This window comes from Amycolatopsis sp. NBC_01286 (assembly GCF_035982555.1).
Classification (GTDB): Bacteria; Actinomycetota; Actinomycetes; order Mycobacteriales; family Pseudonocardiaceae; genus Amycolatopsis.
Genome location: NZ_CP108428.1, coordinates 8,769,323 through 8,787,167, shown reverse-complemented (window position 1 = coordinate 8,787,167; position 17,845 = coordinate 8,769,323). Strand labels below are relative to the sequence as shown.

The following is a 17,845-nucleotide window of genomic DNA, read 5'->3' as shown; positions in this document are numbered from 1 at the left end:
ACGGATGGTTCAGCGACGCGTGGTCATTCGTCAGTTGCAGGCAGGCATGTGTCGTTCGTCGCCCTGGGTAGCTCGGCGGTGGAACGACGCCGCGTGCCGTAAGTGGGTTCAGCGGAAAATTCTTGCCGGAATCATGAGTGTCGCGTTGGAAAATGACCCGGGCGCCTGGTTTGTCGGACTTGACGGGTTTCGTCGAACTTTGTTGCAGGGCAAGGGAAAGAGCTGGTCCTGCCTCCGGTAGCGTGTGCGATGCGTCCGGGGTCGTGGCGCGTTTCCGTTCTGGAGGAATTCCGTGGGTGCTCGTCAAGAAAGACGTCTGCTCGAGAACGCCGCTCCGTTCATGCGGGCCGGCGAGCAGGTGGAACTGGTCGCCATGGCCAAAGTGGGCTCGGTGGCGAAGTCGGTCGGGAAGTCCGTTGCCTTCGGGGTGGCCGTCGGGGTGCTCAGTGGTGGCACCATGATGGCGCTGCCGGTTCAGGCTGAGGCGTATGTCGTGCTGACGGACCGGCAGATCCTGTTCTTCCGGTCCTACAGCGGGTCGCCGGGCAGGCACATCTTCGGCGCGCCGCGGCACCTCGTGGCGATCACCGAGCCGAAGTCGGGTTTTCTGCTGAAGTTCCAGTTGTACGTCCAGGGTTGGAACCAGGCTCTGGCCTTGACCGTGCCGCCCCTTCCGCCGCGCGTGCGCAAGCGTGGGGTCGCCTTGACCGGGCTTCTGCCGCGGATCGTGCCGGTTTCGGTCTGACCGCCGACGACGCGCCGGCGCCGGTCAGGTCATGACCGGCGCCGGCCCAGGCGTGTTCGCGTCCGCTCAGCCGCAGTGTTCGAAGTCGCTCGTGTACAACACTCCGCCCGCTGTGCCGCCCCACTTGACGCACTTGTTCGCCGCCGCGGCCTTTATCGGGCCGGCGAAGTAGGAGAACGCGCCCGAGTCCGTTTGTCGCGCCGATCCCTGGACCTCCAGGAACGCCGACGTCGCCGTGGGCGTCCCGGCCGACGCGCTCTTCATCGTGCTGACGCAGTTCTGGCCGTTGGCCGCGTTGTACGACAGGTACGCCGTGCCCGCTGTGCCTAGCGGCTGCGAGTCGATGACGCCGTAACCGCCGCCGCAGGCCGGGGCGCCCAGGGCGGCTTCGGTGATCGTCGCGTAGCGGATCGTGTCGTTCGCGTGCAGTTCCGGGCCTGCCTCGAACAGCACGCCGGCCGACGACTGTGACAGCTGCACCATGTCCGAGTACGCCGCGTCCTGGCCCCAGACGAGGAGGCTCGCGTCCGTGCCCGTCCAGTTGCCGCCCTCGTCGAACGACGAGTGCACTCGCAGCTGCTTGCGGCGGTCGCACGTGGACGGTGCGGTGAACAGGATCCGGTCGTACTTGCCGCCGGTGTCGGTGGCGCTCATCCGGACCGTCGAACCCTCGACGACCGGGGTGACGAGGTCGGTGGCGAAGGTGAACTTGGTGCTGAAGGTCGCGCCGCCGTCGGAGCTGATCGCGTAGGCGCGGTTGTGCGTGCCGTCGGCCAGGCACTTGTCGTCGTCGTTCGCCTGGTTGCGGGCGGCGGCGTAGATCCGGCCGTCGGCCAGTTCGGTGACGCTGATCTCCTGCGGGTTCAGCGCGCTCGACGTCGGCTTGTCGGTGGCCCCGAGGTGCCAGGTGCTGCCCTGGTCGTCGCTGTACATCAGGGCGCCGATGTTCGAGTAGCCCAGGCCGGCGACGAGCCGGCCCTTGTGCGTGCCGCGGGTGAGCACGATCCCGTGCGACGGCCCGGTGGCCAGCCAGCTCGGCGCGCTCGCGAAGCCCAGTTCGGTGGTCAGCACCCGCGGCGCGCCCCACGTCTTCCCGTTGTCCTCACTGATCGAGACGCGCGGGATCCGGCCGCAGGCGGGGTTGGTGTAGCACTGCATCGTCGAGAGCAGCACGATGCGGTTGCTGCCCGGGATGACGATCGGCGCCGGGTTGCCCTTCGTGTCGCCGTTGGCCTTGATGACGACCTGCAGCGCGCTCCACGTCTTGCCGCCGTCGGCCGAGCGCTTCATGACGAGGTCGATGGCGCCGAGGTCGTTGCAGACGCTGGCGCCGTCGTTGCGGCCCTCGGCGAACGCGAGCAGCGCGCCGTCGTTGGCCTTCACGATGGTGGGAATGCGGTAGCAGTCATGGCCTTCGGTGTTCTTGGCGAAGACCAGGGTGCTCGCCACGTCGGCTTGCGCGGTGCCGATGGCGGCCGGGACGGCGACAACGGCGGCGCACCCCAGCAGCCCGGCCAGCAGGCCTCGGGCGATACGGGTGAACTTCACGGTGGGGACTCCCTACGGATTCGTTCTACGTCCTACGTCTCGGCGGTAGCCTCGACCCGGCCCGTACAAGACCCGTACAACCCGACGTATAACGACCTATACGTGACGGGAGGGGGAACGTCAGGTGAACGCGGCCAGCGTGCCGAACCCGGTCGCGAACACGAGCAGCGTCGACAGGAGACCCAGCAGCAGCGCCCGGCCGCCGCCGCGCAGGAGCGGGCCGAGCCGGACGGCGCAGCCCAGGCCGAACAGCGCGCCCGCGAGCAGGAGCGTCGACGCCGTCTTCGCGACGTCGAGCGCGAACGCCGGGACCAGGCCGGTGCTGCGGACGGCGACCATCGCGAGGAACCCGAGGACGAACAGCGGCACGAGCGGCGCGTGGCCGCCGCGGCGGGTGCGTTCGGTGGCGCCGACGATCGCGACCATCGGGGCGAGCAGCACGACCCGGCTCAGCTTCACCACGATCGCGATCGTCACGGCGCCGGCGCCCGCCGGCCCGGCCGCGGCGACGACCTGGGCGACCTCGTGCACCGAGATCCCGGCCCAGCTGCCGGTGCGGACCGCGTCCAGGCCGAGCCAGTGGGCGAGCAGCGGGAGCACGCCGAGGGCGAGGCTGCCGTAGCAGGTGACGAGCGCGACCGCCGTCGCGACGTCGGAGTCCTCGCGGTCGACGACGCCCTCCATGGCGGCGATCGCCGACGCGCCGCAGATCGAGAACCCCGTCGCGACGAGCAGGGCGAGCCCGCGGGGCACCCGCACCAGCTTGCCGAGGCCGAGGGTGCCGAGGAAGGTGACCGCGACCGTCACCACCACGGCGGCGAGGGTGCCGGGGCCGAGGCTGAGCACCGTCGGCAGCGCGAGCTGCAGGCCGAGCAGGACGACGCCCGCGCGCAGCAGGCGCTTCGTGACGCGCGCGACGGCTTGGCGGTGCTCGTCGGCCAGCAGTGGCGTGCTCCCGACGGCGATGCCCAGCACGACGGCCACGGTGAGCGCGCCGGCCACCGGCCACGCCGAGCTCAGCGCGTACGCCGCCGCGACGCCCAGCCCGGTGATCACGAGGCCGGGCAGGAGCGGTTTCGCCGTCGTGAGTGCCATGTACCCAGCGTCGCCCGGTCGTGGTCGTCGCGGTAGCCGTCCGTGACGACGTAGGTCATAGACTGGGGCTATGACCGGACCGGATCTGGACTCGCTGCGCCTGCTGGTGCTCGTCGACGACCTCGGCAGCATCGGCCAGGCGGCCACGGCGCTGGGCATCGCGCAACCCTCGGCCAGCAAACGGTTGTCCACTTTGGAGCGTCAGCTGGGACTGTCCCTCGTGGACCGGACGCGGCGTGGTTCGGCGCTGACCCCGGACGGACGGGTCATCGCGGGCTGGGCCCACCGCGTGCTGGCCGAAGTGGACGGGCTGCGGACCGGCGCGGCGGCGCTGCGCACCCAGCGCGGCGCGAAACTGCGGGTCGCGGCGAGCATGACGCTGGCCGAGCACTTCGTGCCCGCGTGGATCGGCGAGGTCAAACGGACCGAGCCGGACACCGACGTCGGGCTCGAGGTGGTCAACTCCGAGCACGTCGCGGACCTGGTGACGCACGGGCGGGTGGACCTCGGGTTCGTCGAGTCGCCGGGACCGTGGCCGGGCTTGAGCACGCGCCGGGTCGCGACGGACCGGCTCGTGGTCGTCGTCCCGCCCGGGCACCGCTGGGCGCGACGACGTCGTCCGCTCACGGCCGCGGAGCTGGCCGCGACGCCGCTGGTGGTGCGCGAACCCGGGTCGGGTACCCGCGAGACCGTCGAGGCGGCGCTGCGCCGCGCGGGCGCCGGGCCGGTGAAACCGTTGCTGGAACTGGGATCGGCGTCGGCGGTGCGCAACGCCGTGATCTCCGGCGCGGGTCCCGCGGTGATCAGCGACCTCGACGTCGTGCGCGAGGTGGCCGGGCGCCGCCTGGTGCCGGTGGCGGTGGATGGCGTCGACCTCGGGCGGGTGTTGCGGGCGGTGTGGCCGGCGGGGCGGCGGCTGGCCGGACCGGCCGCGGATCTGCTGGCCCTGGCGGTCAAGTCCCGGGCGTGAGGTGAGCTTCGAGGGTTTCGCAGGTGTCGGCGAGCAGCCGGGTGCGGTCGCCGGTGCGGGTCGCCAGCACGACGTGGCATGGCTCGACTCCCTCCATCGGCACGGTGGTGACGTCCGGCCGGAGCCGGCTGCGGCGGACGACTGCCGGGGCGATCGCCACCAGCTGGCCGGCGGCGATCAGCTCGTACTTCTCCTCGTAGCTCTCGAGGAGCGGGCCGTCCGGCGCGGGGCGGCCGTCGGGGCGCGGGTCGACGCGCCAGAACGCGTTCCAGGCCGGGTCGGCCAGCCGGGGGAGCGGCTCGTCGGCGATGTCGTCGAGGGTGACCGACGCGCGGCCGGCGAGGCGGTGGTCGGCGGCGACCACCAGCACGCGTTCCTCGTCGTAGAGCGGCGTGACGTCGAGTCCCTCGGCCGGCAGCGGCAAGCGGGTGACCGCGACGTCGATGCGGTGCTCCAGCAGTGCGGCGGCCGTCTCGTTCCAGCCGAGGTGCCGCGTCACGAACTCGGCGTCCGGGTGGTGGCGGCGCAGGTCCCGCACGGCCGGGGTGACGAACAGGTTCGTCAGGTAGCCGATGGTGAGCCGGCCGGGTGTGGCCGCGGCGCGGGTGCTCGCCGCCGCCTGCGCGGCCGACCGCAGCAGCGCCTCGGCGCGGGGCAGGAAGACCTCGCCGGCCTCGGTGAGCCGGCTGCCCTGCGGCGTGCGATCCAGCAGGCGCGCGCCGAGCTGCCCTTCGAGGCGGCGGATCTGCCGGCTCAGTGACGGCTGCGTCGTGTGCAGCGCGGCCGCGGCCCGGCCGAAGTGCCGGTGTTCGGCGACGGCGGTGAAGTACCGCACCAGCCGCAGGTCGAGGTCGGTCATGCCCCCAGTGTAGGCCGCTGAGCTGTGGTGATGCCTGAGGCGTATGGCCCGATGACGGACAGGCGTTGGACGTTTTCGCTGCGCCGGCCGAACCATGGAAGCACAGTCGGTCCAGCACGAGGAGCTTGAAATGCGTGTGTTCGTCACCGGTGCGACGGGGTTCGTCGGGAGCGCGGTCGTCCGCGACCTGCTCGACGCGGGGCACGAGGTCGTGGGCCTAGCCCGCTCGACGGAGAAGGCCGCGGCCCTCGCGGCCGCCGGCGCTTCGGTCCGCCACGGCGTCCTGGAGGACCTCGACGGTCTCCGCGAGGCGGCCGCCGCGTCGGACGCCGTCATCCACACCGCCTACGTCCACGACAACTTCGCCGATCTCACGGCCGCCGCCGCGACGGACGCGGCCGCCATCGCCGCCCTCGGCGCGGCCCTCGAAGGGTCTGGGAAGCCGCTGGTCGTCACCGCGGCGACCGGCCCGGTGGCGCCCGGCCGGCTCGCCACGGAGGACGACGTCGCCGACCCGGCGTTCCCGCGGGCCGGGTCCGAGGCCGCGGCGCTCGGGTTCGCCGAGCGCGGGGTGCGCGCGTCCGTGCTGCGGCTGCCGCAGTCGGTGCACGCCGAGGGGGACCGTCACGGGTTCGTGCCGGCGCTGATCCGGCTGGCGCGCGAGAAGGGCGTCTCGGCGTACCCGGGCGACGGTTCCGGGCGGTGGGCCGCGGTGCACCGGCTCGACGCGGCGCGGGCGTACCGGCTGGCCGTCGAGACGGGGCAGTCGGGCGTCCGGCTGCACGCCGTCGGCGACGAGGGGGTGCCGCTGCGGGTCGTCGCCGAGCGGATCGGGCGTGGGCTGGACCTGCCGGTGGCGTCGGCGGACGCGTCGCACTTCGGCTGGCTCGCGAAGTTCGCCGGGGAAGACTCGCCGGCGTCGAGCGTGCTGACGCAGAAGCGGCTCGGCTGGGTTCCGGAGCACCAGGGCCTGGTCGCGGACCTGGAAGCCGGGCACTACTTCGAGTGAGCTGACCTGGCGGGTTGCCGCCGATCCAACGGCGATATATCGTGTGAATGTCGGCGATACGATGAGCCTGAGGAGGCAACCATGGTGATGAACGCGGGAGCGGGACGGATGTTCGGCGGCTTCGGAGGCGACCCCTTCGGCGGTCGCGGGCCGGCCGGGCACCGCGGCCACCCGGACCACGGCCACGGGATGCCGGACCACGGGCGCCCGGGGCACCGTGGGCACCCCGACCTCGGCGACGGGCTACCGGGGCTGCCGGATCATGGTCGCGGGGTGCCGGGGCACCCGGATCACGAGGAGTGGGACGGCCACGGGATGCCGGGGCACGAGGACTGGGACGGCGGCCCCGACCTGGCGCGCGGCGGGCCGCCGGGAGGGATTCCGCCGCACCCACCCCACCCGCCGCAGCCGCCGGGAGCGCCCGGCGGCTTCCCCGGTTTTCCGGGGTTCCCGGGCGGTCCGGGGTCGTTCGGCGGCCCGGGGGGCTGGGGTGGTGGCGCCTTCCAGCGGGTGCGGGACTTCCGCGGTGGTGGGCGGCCGGCGGCCCGGCCGGTGCGTCCGGCCGTGCTCGCGCTGCTGGCCGAGGAGCCGCGGCACGGCTACCAGCTGATGCAGGAGATCCGCCGCCGTACGCACGACCGGTGGCGGCCCAGCCCCGGCTCGGTGTACCCGATCCTGCAGCAGCTGGAAGACGAGGGCCTGGTCCGCACGTCGGACTCGGGCGGCCGTCGCGTCGCCGAGCTGACCGACGCGGGCCGGGAGCACGTCGCCGGCCGTGAAGAGGAGTTCGCCGCGCTGTGGGCCGACGGCGCTCCCGAGGACGAGCCGGGTGCCGACCGCTTCGCCGCCCTGTGGAACGCGCTGGGAGAACTCTCCGGTGCGGCCGCCCAGGTAGGCTACAGCGGCAACGAAGCCCAGGTGGCAGAGGTGAAGAAGATCCTCGCCGACGCACGCCGCCGGGTCTACGCGGTCCTCGCCGACGCCGGCCTGGAGGACGAGGAAGACTGAGCGGTCGAGTCCGAAAGCCGTGAGGGGCACCTTCAGGGACGTACAAGCCCTGAAGGTGCCCCTTACGGCGACCGAGGGCCTTGAATGTCCTGAAGGGCACCCTCATGGCTCTGATGTCCCTGGGGGTGCCCCTCACGGCGACCGTCCACATCGGACAATCGGCCGGGCGGGTAAGGTCGGACCGTATGGAGGAACAGGACTTCGCTGCGCACCTGACCGCGACCATGACCGGCGGCGCGCTCACCATGCTCATCGGGCTCGGGCACCGGACCGGGCTCTTCGAAGCCGCCGCTCGTGGGCCCGCGACCAGCGCGGGGCTCGCCGAACGGGCCGGATTGCAGGAGCGGTACGTCCGCGAGTGGCTGGGCGCGATGGTCACCGGCGGGATCTTCACCTTCGACGCGGGGGAGTACGCCTTCCCGCCCGAGCACGCGAAGTTCCTGCTCGGCGACACGGCGTCCAACCTCATGCCGTCGCTGCTGACGCTCACCGCGTTCACCGGCATCCTGCCCGAGCTCGAGCGCAGCTTCGCCGAGGGCGGGGGCGTGCCGCGCTCGGCGTATGGGCCCTACCTCGAGACGCTCGGGGCGAAGACCGGCGACAGCTGGAAGCACATCTACCGCGAGCACCTGGTCGACGGCTTCTTCGGCGCCGTCCCGGGTCTGACGGACAAGCTGACCGCAGGCGCGCGGGTGCTCGACCTCGGCTGTGGCACCGGGAACGCGATCGCCGTCGCCGCCCGGGCGTTCCCCGCGTCGCGGTTCACCGGGCTCGACATCAACCCCGGCGTCGTCTTGCAGGCGAACGAGACCAACGCCGGCCTGGCCAACGCCGAGTTCGCCGTGGGGGACGCCGCTGAGCTGACGGCCGATCCGCCGTACGACGTGATCACCGCCTTCGACGCGATCCACGACCAGGACCGGCCGGACGTCGTGCTGCGGCGGGTCCGGGGCGCGCTCGCGCCGGACGGGCTGTTCTTCATGGTGGACACGTTCTTCTCCAGCGATGTGGCGAAGAACGTCGGCAACCCGCTCGCCGCGCTGTGCTACTCGATCAGCCTGATGTACTGCACCACGACGTCGCTCGCGGAGGGCGGGGCCGCGCTGGGTGCCATGTGGGGCACCGAAACGGCCCGGGACATGCTCGCGGACGCGGGGTTCCGGCACGTCGACGTGCTCGGGTCCCCGCGTCCGCAGAACTGCATCTACGTCTGCCGCGCGTGAGTCACTGCTGGTACGGCGCCGCCGCGGCCTTCGCGGCGGTGATCAGCGCGCCCTTGTTCTTCGGCCAGAACGTGCTGTCGACGCAGGTGTAGCGCGGCAGGAACCCGCCGCAGGTGCCGCTGGAGCCGCCGACCTCGAACGTCACGCTGGCGACGCCGAGCTCGCCGTAGGTGAAGTCGTCGGTGGTGCCGCTGGTGTCGTAGCCGACGGTCTCCTCGTTGGTGCCGACGAGGTAGCCGTTCGACGCGGCGTACTTCGCGCCCAGCTTGCGGTACTGCGCGTCGTTCGGCGAGGTGGCCTGCGTGAAGCCCCACGGGATGATGATGTCGTTGCCGTAGCTGTGCAACGTGATCATCGTGCCCTTGGCCGACGTCGGCGCCGGGTCGTTGTTGCCGGTGCCGCGCTGGTCCGGGAAGATCGAGCGGGCCAGGGTTTCCAGGGCCTTCACCTCGGGCTCGGAGCCGGCGCTCGCGCCCTGGTAGGTCTCGGCGCACGGGGAGTTGGAGTCGCCGCCCCACTTGAACGTCGAGTTGCGGTTGAGGTCGATGCCGATGTTCGTGCCGGAGCAGCCGCCGCGGGTGTTGTTGGCGTTCTTGCGCTGCAGCTTCGGCGAGTTCCCGCCGGAGGCGACGATGTCGACGCCGTCCGGGTTCGAGATCGGCACCACCCACACCTCGGTGGTGTCCAAAATGGACTTCGCGGTGGCGTCGGTGGCGTAACCGTCGGCGAGGTAGTCGATCCAGCGCCAGGCCAGCTCGCCGGTCGACAGCTCGCGCGCGTGGATCTGGGCCATCAGGAAGAACTTCGGCTTCTTCGACGTCGTCGACAGCGTGCAGTCGCCGGTCTGCTTCTTGGTCAGGCAGATCGCCTGGATGTCGTGCCCGCCCTGGCCCTGCTGCTTCTTCCACGACTGGCCGATCGCGAGTTTCGTGGCCAGGTCGGGGTGCGCGGCCGCGACGCTCGTGAGGTGGGCCTCGTGCGCGGTGACCGTGCGGTATCCGCCGTAGAAGGTGTCCGCGGCCAGGGAATTCGCCTGCGCGGGCAGTTCCTTGTAGACGGTGTCGTAGAAGCTCGGCCGGTACCCGAGCCCCTGCAGCTGCGCGGCGACGGCCTTGCCGCCGACGACGTACACCGAGCCGGCGTCGCCTTCTTCGACGTCGAAACCGGCGTTCGTCAGAGCGGCGGCCTGCGCGGCGGTCGCCGGGACGCGCCAGAAGACGGGCGTGTCGGCGGGTTGCGCGGTGGCGCTGCTCCCGAGCAGGGAAGCGAGCAGCGTGCCGGCCGCCACCAGGGCGAGCCGGGACAGGGACCTTGACGCCATCGGGGGATCTCCTCACGGCCGCACGGATGGGCGCCAGGCTCGGCAGCCCACGGTCACCGAACCGGCACGCACAGTGTGTCGGTGCGGGACAAACCCGCCATACCCCCGAAAGTCGCGAAACCGCCCAACGACGGCGCGCCCGGTCAGCCCAGCCCGGTGTGGGTCTCGTTCAGCAGGGTGACGATCGCCTGGGGCGTTCCCGAAGTCATCACGACAGTCCGGTCTCCGGCGGGGTAGGTCAGCACGCGGCCGCCGTCGGTGAGGTCGAGTGCGGTGAGCGGGCGGGAGCGGATCCGGCCGTCTCGAGTGCGCCGCGCGGTGTAGAGCTGGTGGACGGCGTCTCGAGGGGCCTGCTCCAGCCAGGCCGGCAGGGCGTGGTCCGGCAGCTGCTGGTCCGGCACGCACGCGCCGTCGGCGTCGGGCAGGGTGTCGAGCAGGCTCGTCGCGAGCCAGGTGGGTCGCACGGGCTCGACGAGCACCGCCGCGTCGTCGGCGACGAGCCGCACCGCCTCCTCGCCGCGCGCGGCGATCAGGACCGCACCGCATCCGCCGTCCCGGTGCTCGCTCCACGAATAGAACTCGTGGTCGGCGTGCGCGAGGATGCGCAACGACCCGCGCCAGAGGTCGTTGAGGCGGTGGTTGCGAGCGAGCCCGAGCCGGGTGAGCGCGGCCATCGTGCGGTCTTCGAGCTCCCGCACCGCGTCTTCGCGGATCCAGTGGTGCCGATCGGTGCCCAGGACGGCGGGAGCGTCGCCGAGGTCCAGCATCCGCCAGGCGGTGAGGAACGCGAGCCGGGGCAGGACGACGGGCTCGTCGAGGACGGGCATGGGCGGTTCTCCGGTCGAGTGCTCAGGCGCCGATGGTGGGATCGACGGTGGTCAGGCCGGTTTCGGGGTCGACGCGGGCGTACCGCTCGTCGTCGGTGAACAGGGAGCCGTCGTCGAGGACGTACTTGCGTTCGTGCACCCGGTCGTCCTCGCGCCGGGACCGCGTGCCCGGCGTGGTCGAGCCGGGGGAGGATGGGCGCCCGCCGCCACGGGTCCCTTCGCGCACACCGCTCGAGCCGCCGCGAGGCGCTCCCGCCGGTCCGCCGGGCAGGTTTCCGCGGAAGTTCCCACCGACCCCCGGGACGGTCGTGCCGGACGGCGAAGGAGCCGAAGCCGCCGGGCCGCCGCCGGGCCACTGCGGGGCCATCGGGGACGCCGGGGTGCCGGTCGCCACGTAACCGGTGGTCGAGGTCGTCCCGGAGGAGGACGCACCGGCGAGCGACGGGGGGCCGGCCGCGATCCGGGAGTCTGCTCCGCTGGGCACCGGCGCGGCGCCGAGCTGCGGGCCGGCCGCGCCCGGCTGCGCGGCCGGTTCCGGCGCGCCGGGCGGATGGCCGATCGGCGTCCCGGCGGCGGCCGATGCCGAAGCCCCGCTGGTGCCCAGCGGACTTCGGACCTCTTGAGCCGAGGACGTCGTGGCGCCGCCGGGTTCCTCCGTGCCCCAGTCGTGCCGGAGAGCGCGAGCCTGGTCGTCCAGGTGGGTGGCGTAGGCGTGGTAACGCTCCAGGTACTGCGCCGCCTTCTCGTTGTAGGCCGTGATCGCCTTCTCGGTGTCGGTGTCCCAGAACGACAGGCTGTCGAACAGGTTCTTCTCCGGCCGCGGCCCCAAGCGAGCCAGCTGGGTCCTCAGGTTCTGGAACGCCAGGTCGGCCTCGGTGATGTTGAGGCAGTTGCGGGCGAACGTCGACTCGGTCGTCTCGACGGTCCGCCCGAACTTCCGGGCGCTGCCGGCGGCCGCGTCGGCCCCGCTGCCCTGCCAGGCCGAGTCGAGCTGCGCGAGCACGGAGTAGAGGATGTCGGCGGCTTCGCGGTGTGCGATCGCAGCCTCCTGCGTCGCTTTCGCGGCCCGGGCCCACTCACTTCCGCCGCCCCGCGTCACCATGCCCGTCAGGTCCTGGACGGAGACCACCCGGGCCTCGGTGCCCTGGCGCACGAGGTCGGCGGACCACGCGACGGCCTCCTCCGTCGTCCGCACGGACGCGGGGGCGCTCCGGTGGGCGATGGCCTGCACATGATGGTTCGACCAGGGGAACAACAAGAATGCCTCCGAATCCGGGCCTGCGCGGGTCAGCTGGGCCGGACCGGCGGGAACGCCCGGGCCGCGTCGGCGTCCTGCCCGCTCAGCCGCCGCAGCGCTTCGCCGGCCTTGGCGGCCAGCTCGTTCAGGTACGCGGTTTCCCGCTCGAGGTGCTCCTGTCCCGCGGCGAACAGCGGCGTGAGCCGTGCGGTGTACCCGAGACTGGCGGGATCGTCCGCGGGAGAGGCCACCGGGACGGCGTGCGCGGATCCCGCGCGGCGCAAGAGCTCGGCCGCGTCCGCGAGCCGGCCGGAGATCTCCCGCAGCCGTGCGGGATCCAGCGCGATGTCCGGGAATCGGGCGTCGGCGGGTGTCACGGCGGTTCGGTCCTCCCTCCGGTACGGCACAGTGTGCGTCGCAAGGGGACAGTCGTGCGGTTCGCCCGCGCCGTTACGCCGGAAACGGAACCGGGGCCGACCACCTCGGTGATCGGCCCCGGTTCGCGAAATCGGTTACTTCTTCAGGCCGTGCTCGATCGACTCGATGATGCGCGGCCGCAGCTCGGCCGCGCTGATGATCGCGTCCACCGAGCCGACCTCGACCGCTCGCTGGATGTTGTGCACGCGGTCGAACTCCGCGGCCACCTCGCCGACCTTCTCCGCGCGGACCGAGGACTGGACCTCGGCCAGCTGGGCGTTCAACGCCGCGCGCTCGGCGCCGCTCGTCTCCGAGACGCGGGTCTGCAGCTCGGTCACCCGCGGGTCGGTCGCCGTGCGGTTGTTCACGTCGCCGGAGAACACCACCGCCGCCGCCGGGGCGCCGCCCAGCACCGAGGCGAACGAGCCCTCCAGCGCCAGCACCGTCATGTTCGGGTTGAGCGCCTTGGAGAACACCACGAACGCGCCGCCGTGGTAGCGGGAGATCACGCAGAACACGATCGGGCCGGCGAAGTTGACGATCGCCCGGCCGATCTCCGCGCCGTACTCCAGCTGCAGCTTGCGCAGCGACTCCGGCGAGCCGTCGAACCCGGAGAGGTTCGCCAGCACGACCAGCGGCCGGTTGCCCGACGCCGCGTTGATCGCCCGCGCGGTCTTCTTCGACGACCGCGGGAACAGCGTGCCCGCGGTGTAGGCGTCCGGGCCGTCGGTGGGCGGGAAGCCGCGGCGGGGCACCGAACGCGACTCGATGCCGACCAGGCAGACCGGCCAGCCGCCGATGTGCACGTCCTGCACCGCCGAGGTGTCCGCGTCGGCCATGCCCGCCCAGCGCTCCAGCACCGGGTGGTCCTGGTCCGACAGCGCGCGCATCACCGTGCGGATGTCGAACGCCTTCTTGCGGTCCGGGTTGTGCTGGGCCGAGAAGATCTCGCCGACGGTCGTGAAGTCGCTGCCCACGACCGCGTGCGGGAACGGCGAGACGTCGCGGGTGACCGGGTCGTTCGTGCTCGCCCGCCGCGGCCCGGTTTCGCCCGGCACGACGTAGGTGTGGTCGTAGTGCGACATCAGCACGTCGCGGGCGGCCGGCAGGTTCGGCGCCCAGTACTGCGCCTGGCCGTTCGGGCCCATCACGCGGTCGTAACCGCCGATGCCGAAGTTGTCCTCGGCCGACACACCGCCGGAGAAGTCCAGCGCCTGCTTGCCGGTCAGCACCATCGCCGAGTCCGGCGTCATGATGAGGACGCCCTTGGTGTGCATGAGCATCGTCGCTTCGGCGTTCCAGTACGGCTGCGCGCCGACGTTGATGCCGACGACCACGACGTTGATCTCGCCGCCGTCCTGGGTGAACGTCACGATCCGCTTGAGCGCCGCGGCGACCCAGTCCATGTTCTCGGTGCCCGAGGTCATCGAGATCCGGGCGCCCGCGGACACCGCGAACCACTCCAGCGGCACCTGCATCCGCTCGGCCAGGTCCAGCGCCGCGATGACCCGCGAGCACTCCGGCTCCGACAGCGCGCCGAGCGCCTTCGTCGGGTCGCCGAGCAGCACGACGCGGGTGACGCCCTCGGGGTGGCGCTGGGTCGGCGTCGTGACGACGCCCGCGATGATCGCCGCGGAGTTCTTGCCCTTCGGGCGATCCACCGGGACCAGCGCGCCGGAGCCGTCGAAGTCGTGCTCGGTGAAGCTGCCGCCCGGCCCGGCGAGCAGGCCGGTCAGCTCGTACGGGTAGACGTTGCCGCGGCGGGCCGCGCGCAGCACCTTCTGGCGGTAGTCGTCGAGCGGCTGCACCGGCTCGTCGGTCGGCGCGCCGACGTGCAGGCGCGCGCCGTTGCCCGGGTCGAGGGTGATCCGGACGGCGATCTCGGTCAGCTCACCCGCGCCGTTGCGCTGGCGGGCCAGGAACTGGACCTCCTCCAGCCCGGCGCCCGCCGTGGTCGGCAGGATGCGCTGGACCAGCGTGTTCAGCTCTTCGGCGGTGATCTCGGTCGACGGCCAGACGTACATCATGATCCGGTTGGTGTCGAACCGCTTGTTCTGCGGCCGCTGCGCCTGGATGTTGCGGATCGCGTCGAGGCACGCGGTGATCGCGTCCTCGACCGCGGGCAGCGACACCAGCCGGCCGTCGGCTTCGCGCAGCGGCGTCAGGTCGCGGACCTGGCCCATCGCGATGAGCCGCTCGTCGGCCGGGTTGCTCTGGGCGACGGCCTTGAAGAGGTAGATCTCCTCGTCGGACGACGGCAGCCGGGTGAGGTCGAACTCGCGCAGCCGCTGCAGCTGCAGGCGCTGCGCGATCATCGGGTGCAGGCCGCGGATCAGCCGGTCCTCGGCGAAGCCCGCGCCGTCGGGACGGAACGTGAAGTGGTGGTGCATCACCGCGCCGCTGGTGCCGGCCACCGTGGTGGTGATCCGGCGGACCCCGGCGGGCAGCGACAGCCCGGCGAGGACCTCGCCGAGCCGCACGGCCATCGCGTCGGCGTCGGGCTGGTCCTCCCACGTGACGTAGAGGTCGGCGACCAGGCCGTGGTCCGGGACGTCGACGGCGAAGGTGCCGATCGCGCCGATCGCGTCGGGCAGGGCGGCGATGTCGACGGCGGTGGTGACCACGCGCGTGACGCCGTTGCGCCCGGTGTGCTCGGCCGTGACGAACCGGCAGCCCGCGACGTCGTGCGCGGTGACGCCCGACAGGCCGCGGTTGCCGTAGTAGCGGCGGGTCAGGACCTCCAGCAGCGGCGCGTGGTCGCGGCCGGGGCGGCCGATCCGCTGGCCGATGAGCCGGACGAGGGGTTCGGCGCAGGCCACCATCGTCTGGATCCGCTCGGCGCGGTCCGGGGCGTCCGGGTGGTGGTCGAGGTGGCGCAGCTGGTCGCGCACCGAGGCGTAGGTGCGGGCGCGGCCGCGGCGCAGCAGCGGCTGGGCGAACCAGCGGAACACCACGCCACGGGCCAGGTCGGACACCACGGGGAAGCGCACCTGCGTCGCCTCGATGAGGTGCTCCAGGGTGAGCCCGGCGCGCTCGCTGTCGGCTTCCAGCGGCGGCGCGCCGGCCAGCCACTGCCGCAGCAGCTCGGTGACGACTCCTGAATCGCCCGGCATCCGTTGCTGCGCCAGGAAGATCCGGAAGACCGCGCCTTCCAGCTCCGGCGTGCGGTCGAGGTCGGTGACGCCGTAGTGGCCGAGCACCTTCGTCAGCTTGGCCTGGAAGCCGGGCGACACGGCCGCCCGCTCGATGTCGAGGCTCTGCAGGTAGCTGTGGAAGAACTCGCGCGGGCTGTGCACCGGGCTGTCCGGCTCGGTGTCCAGCTCGCCGCCCGGCTTGTTGCGGCTCAGCTCGGACAGGTCGGCGAACACGGTGAGCAGTTCCAGCTCGCCCTCGACCGGGCGGCCGCTCAGCTCGGCGCGGGCGGCCAGGTACCCCGCGAGGACGCGCTTGCGCTCGGCCGGGTCGACGTCGAAGCCCAGCAGCAGGCTGCGCAGGTCCTGCAGGCCACGCTCGACGCGGGCCTCGGCGGAGACCCCCGACGGCTCGGCGGGCAGCTCGATCTCGACCGTCTCGGCCTCGGTGGTGTCTTCTTCCTCGGCGCCTTCGGCCAGCGGCTCCAGCCGCATCAGGGGCGCGCCGGTCTCGACCTGGCTGCCCACCGACACCGGGCACTCGCGGACGCGGGCGCGGAACGGCGCGCGCAGCACCGTCTCCATCTTCATGCTCTCCAGCACCAGGATCGGCGCGTTCGCCTCGACCTCGTCGCCGACCGACAGCGGGGTCGCGACGACCAGCGCGGGCGCGGGGGAGCGGACGACGCCGCCCTCGTCGCGGCTGATCCGGTGGGTGACGCCGTCGACCTCGACGAGGTGGGTCGGGCCGTGCGTGGCGGCGGTGATCCGGAAGCGCTGCCCGTTGACGACGATCTGGCCGCTGTGCGCGTCGAACCGCTTGACCTCGACGTCGGCGTGGTGGACGTCCGAGCCGCCGGCCGAGATCCCGACGCGGAAGCGCTGCTGCCCGATGCGGGCGACGCCGACGCGGTAGCCGACGCCGCGCAGCTTGAGGTCCAGCGGGCGGCCGGACTCGTGCTGCACCTGCGGGCGGCCGCCGTGCGCGGTGTTCAGCAGCTGCTGGACGGTGAGCTCTTCCTCGTCCTCGTAGGCCTCGATGGCGGCCGTGGCCAGTGCGATCGCGGAGTGCCGGTGGGTGACCAGGCGGCCTTCGGCGCGGACGCGGTCGATCCAGCCGGTGTCGGCGCTGGCGTCGATCACCTCGGGCTGGTCGAGCAGGTCGAGCACGAAGCTCTTGTTGGTCGCGCCGCCCTCGATGATCACGGTGGTCTCGGCCATCGCGCGGCGCAGCCGGCCGAGGGCCTCGTCGCGGTTGCGGCCGTAGGCGATGATCTTGGCGATCATCGAGTCGAAGTCCGCCGGGATGGTGTCGCCTTCGCTGACGCCGGTGTCGACGCGGATGCCGGGGCCGGCGGGCAGCGCCAGCCGGGCGATGCGGCCGGGGGAGGGGGCGAAGTCGCGGTCGGGGTCTTCGGCGTTGAGCCGCGCCTCGACGGCGTGGCCGCTCTCGGCCGGCTGGTCGCCTTCGAGCTTGCCGCCGTCGGCGACGTGCAGCTGCAGCTTGACCAGGTCGGTGCCGGTGGTGATCTCGGTGATCGGGTGCTCGACCTGCAGCCGGGTGTTGACCTCGAGGAAGGCGAACAGCCGGTCGCCCGGGTGGTAGAGGAACTCGACGGTGCAGGCGCCGCGGTAGCCGACGGCGACGGCGAGCCGCTCGGCCGAGGCCTTCAGCTCGGCGGTCTGCTCGGGGCTCAGCACGGGGGAGGCGGACTCTTCGATGATCTTCTGGTTGCGGCGCTGCACCGAGCAGTCGCGCACGCCGAGCGCCCACGCCGTCCCGCCGTCGGAGATCACCTGGACCTCGACGTGGCGGGCGCCGGTGACCAGGCGCTCCAGGAACACGACGCCGGAGCCGAACGCGCGCAGCGCTTCCTGGCTGGTGCGCTCGTAGGCGTCGGCGAGGTCCTCGCCGGAGGCGACCATGCGGATGCCGCGCCCGCCGCCGCCCGCGGTGGCCTTGAGCATCAGCGGGTAGCCGATTTCGTCGCCGGCGCGCAGGGCGTCTTCGAGGGTGGCGACCGCGCCGCGGCTCCACGGCGCGACCGGGACCCCGACCTCTTCGGCGATCAGCTTCGCGCCGATCTTGTCCCCGAGCTTGCGCATCGCGTCGGCGCTCGGGCCGACGAACGTGACGCCGACCTTCTCGCACAGCTCCGCGAACGCGGGGTCCTCAGCGACGAAGCCCCAGCCGACCCACGCGGCGTCGGCCTTCGTGTCGACGAGCGCCTTCTCCAGCACCTCGAGGTCGAGGTACGGCCGGGCCGAAGCCGGGCCCAGGTTGTAGGCGATGTCGGCTTCGCGGACGAAGGTCGCGGTGCGGTCCGCGTCGGTGTAGAGGGCGACCGTCTCGATCCGCTCCCCGGTTTCCGCGGAGAGATCCCGGACGGCGTGGATCAGCCGCATCGCGGCCTCTCCGCGGTTGACGATGGCGACACGACTGAACACCGGCTGA

General features: G+C 72.5%; 13 protein-coding genes. 5 read left to right on the top strand and 8 right to left on the bottom strand.

Features of this window, described 5'->3' with window-relative positions:
• Positions 1–340: 340 nt before the first annotated feature.
• The gene (locus OG570_RS40130; protein WP_326954012.1) at positions 341–745 is read left to right on the top strand and encodes a hypothetical protein; all 405 of its coding nucleotides are present in this window, start codon (positions 341–343) and stop codon (positions 743–745) included.
• Between the two features lie 66 nt (positions 746–811).
• On the opposite strand, the gene OG570_RS40125 is transcribed toward OG570_RS40130, so the two are convergent.
• Both OG570_RS40125 and OG570_RS40120 read right to left on the bottom strand, forming a co-directional pair.
• A complete protein-coding gene (locus tag OG570_RS40125; RefSeq protein WP_326954011.1) occupies positions 812–2,293 on the bottom strand; it encodes a sialidase family protein in 1,482 nt (493 codons plus the stop codon).
• A 120-nt stretch (positions 2,294–2,413) separates the two neighbouring features.
• A complete protein-coding gene (locus OG570_RS40120) occupies positions 2,414–3,388 on the bottom strand; it encodes a YeiH family protein (protein WP_326948790.1) in 975 nt (324 codons plus the stop codon).
• 70 nt (positions 3,389–3,458) lie between these two features.
• Here OG570_RS40120 and OG570_RS40115 point away from each other — a divergent pair, with 70 nt between their 5' ends.
• Positions 3,459–4,358 (top strand): LysR family transcriptional regulator, encoded by a 900-nt coding sequence (locus OG570_RS40115; protein ID WP_326954010.1) that lies wholly within the window; start codon positions 3,459–3,461, stop codon positions 4,356–4,358.
• Here OG570_RS40115 and OG570_RS40110 read toward each other — a convergent pair.
• Positions 4,342–5,217, bottom strand: coding sequence for a LysR substrate-binding domain-containing protein (locus OG570_RS40110; protein ID WP_326948792.1), 876 nt, complete (start codon positions 5,215–5,217; stop codon positions 4,342–4,344). The genes OG570_RS40115 and OG570_RS40110 overlap by 17 nt on opposite strands.
• A 130-nt stretch (positions 5,218–5,347) precedes the next feature.
• Here OG570_RS40110 and OG570_RS40105 point away from each other — a divergent pair, with 130 nt between their 5' ends.
• From OG570_RS40105 to OG570_RS40095, 3 genes are all read left to right on the top strand, one after another.
• Positions 5,348–6,226, top strand: a complete 879-nt coding sequence (locus OG570_RS40105; RefSeq protein WP_326954009.1) for an SDR family oxidoreductase — start codon at positions 5,348–5,350, stop codon at positions 6,224–6,226.
• An 81-nt stretch (positions 6,227–6,307) separates the two neighbouring features.
• Entirely contained in the window at positions 6,308–7,234 is a 927-nt protein-coding gene (locus OG570_RS40100; RefSeq protein ID WP_326954008.1) for a PadR family transcriptional regulator, read from the top strand.
• 185 nt (positions 7,235–7,419) lie between these two features.
• Positions 7,420–8,457 (top strand): class I SAM-dependent methyltransferase, encoded by a 1,038-nt coding sequence (locus tag OG570_RS40095; protein ID WP_326954007.1) that lies wholly within the window; start codon positions 7,420–7,422, stop codon positions 8,455–8,457.
• Position 8,458: 1 nt separating this feature from the next.
• Here OG570_RS40095 and OG570_RS40090 read toward each other — a convergent pair whose 3' ends face one another.
• From OG570_RS40090 to OG570_RS40070, 5 genes are all read right to left on the bottom strand, one after another.
• Positions 8,459–9,778 (bottom strand): M14 family zinc carboxypeptidase, encoded by a 1,320-nt coding sequence (locus OG570_RS40090; protein ID WP_326954006.1) that lies wholly within the window; start codon positions 9,776–9,778, stop codon positions 8,459–8,461.
• 143 nt (positions 9,779–9,921) lie between these two features.
• Positions 9,922–10,605, bottom strand: coding sequence for an ESX secretion-associated protein EspG (locus tag OG570_RS40085; RefSeq protein WP_326954005.1), 684 nt, complete (start codon positions 10,603–10,605; stop codon positions 9,922–9,924).
• A 22-nt stretch (positions 10,606–10,627) separates the two neighbouring features.
• A complete protein-coding gene (locus tag OG570_RS40080; RefSeq protein WP_326954004.1) occupies positions 10,628–11,800 on the bottom strand; it encodes a hypothetical protein in 1,173 nt (390 codons plus the stop codon).
• A gap of 92 nt (positions 11,801–11,892) precedes the next feature.
• A complete protein-coding gene (locus tag OG570_RS40075; RefSeq protein WP_326948799.1) occupies positions 11,893–12,219 on the bottom strand; it encodes a hypothetical protein in 327 nt (108 codons plus the stop codon).
• Between the two features lie 135 nt (positions 12,220–12,354).
• Positions 12,355–17,838, bottom strand: coding sequence for an ATP-binding protein (locus OG570_RS40070; RefSeq protein ID WP_326954003.1), 5,484 nt, complete (start codon positions 17,836–17,838; stop codon positions 12,355–12,357).
• Positions 17,839–17,845 lie beyond the last annotated feature (7 nt).

Bases quoted from the DNA above. Each gene is read 5' to 3' on its own strand.
- OG570_RS40130 (WP_326954012.1), top strand. From the start codon at position 341: ATGCGGGCCGGCGAGCAGGTGGAACTGGTCGCCATGGCCAAAGTGGGC.
- OG570_RS40120 (WP_326948790.1), bottom strand. From the start codon at position 3,388: ATGGCACTCACGACGGCGAAACCGCTCCTGCCCGGCCTCGTGATCACC.
- OG570_RS40115 (WP_326954010.1), top strand. From the start codon at position 3,459: ATGACCGGACCGGATCTGGACTCGCTGCGCCTGCTGGTGCTCGTCGAC.
- OG570_RS40110 (WP_326948792.1), bottom strand. From the start codon at position 5,217: ATGACCGACCTCGACCTGCGGCTGGTGCGGTACTTCACCGCCGTCGCC.
- OG570_RS40105 (WP_326954009.1), top strand. From the start codon at position 5,348: ATGCGTGTGTTCGTCACCGGTGCGACGGGGTTCGTCGGGAGCGCGGTC.
- OG570_RS40100 (WP_326954008.1), top strand. From the start codon at position 6,308: ATGGTGATGAACGCGGGAGCGGGACGGATGTTCGGCGGCTTCGGAGGC.
- OG570_RS40095 (WP_326954007.1), top strand. From the start codon at position 7,420: ATGGAGGAACAGGACTTCGCTGCGCACCTGACCGCGACCATGACCGGC.
- OG570_RS40090 (WP_326954006.1), bottom strand. From the start codon at position 9,778: ATGGCGTCAAGGTCCCTGTCCCGGCTCGCCCTGGTGGCGGCCGGCACG.
- OG570_RS40085 (WP_326954005.1), bottom strand. From the start codon at position 10,605: ATGCCCGTCCTCGACGAGCCCGTCGTCCTGCCCCGGCTCGCGTTCCTC.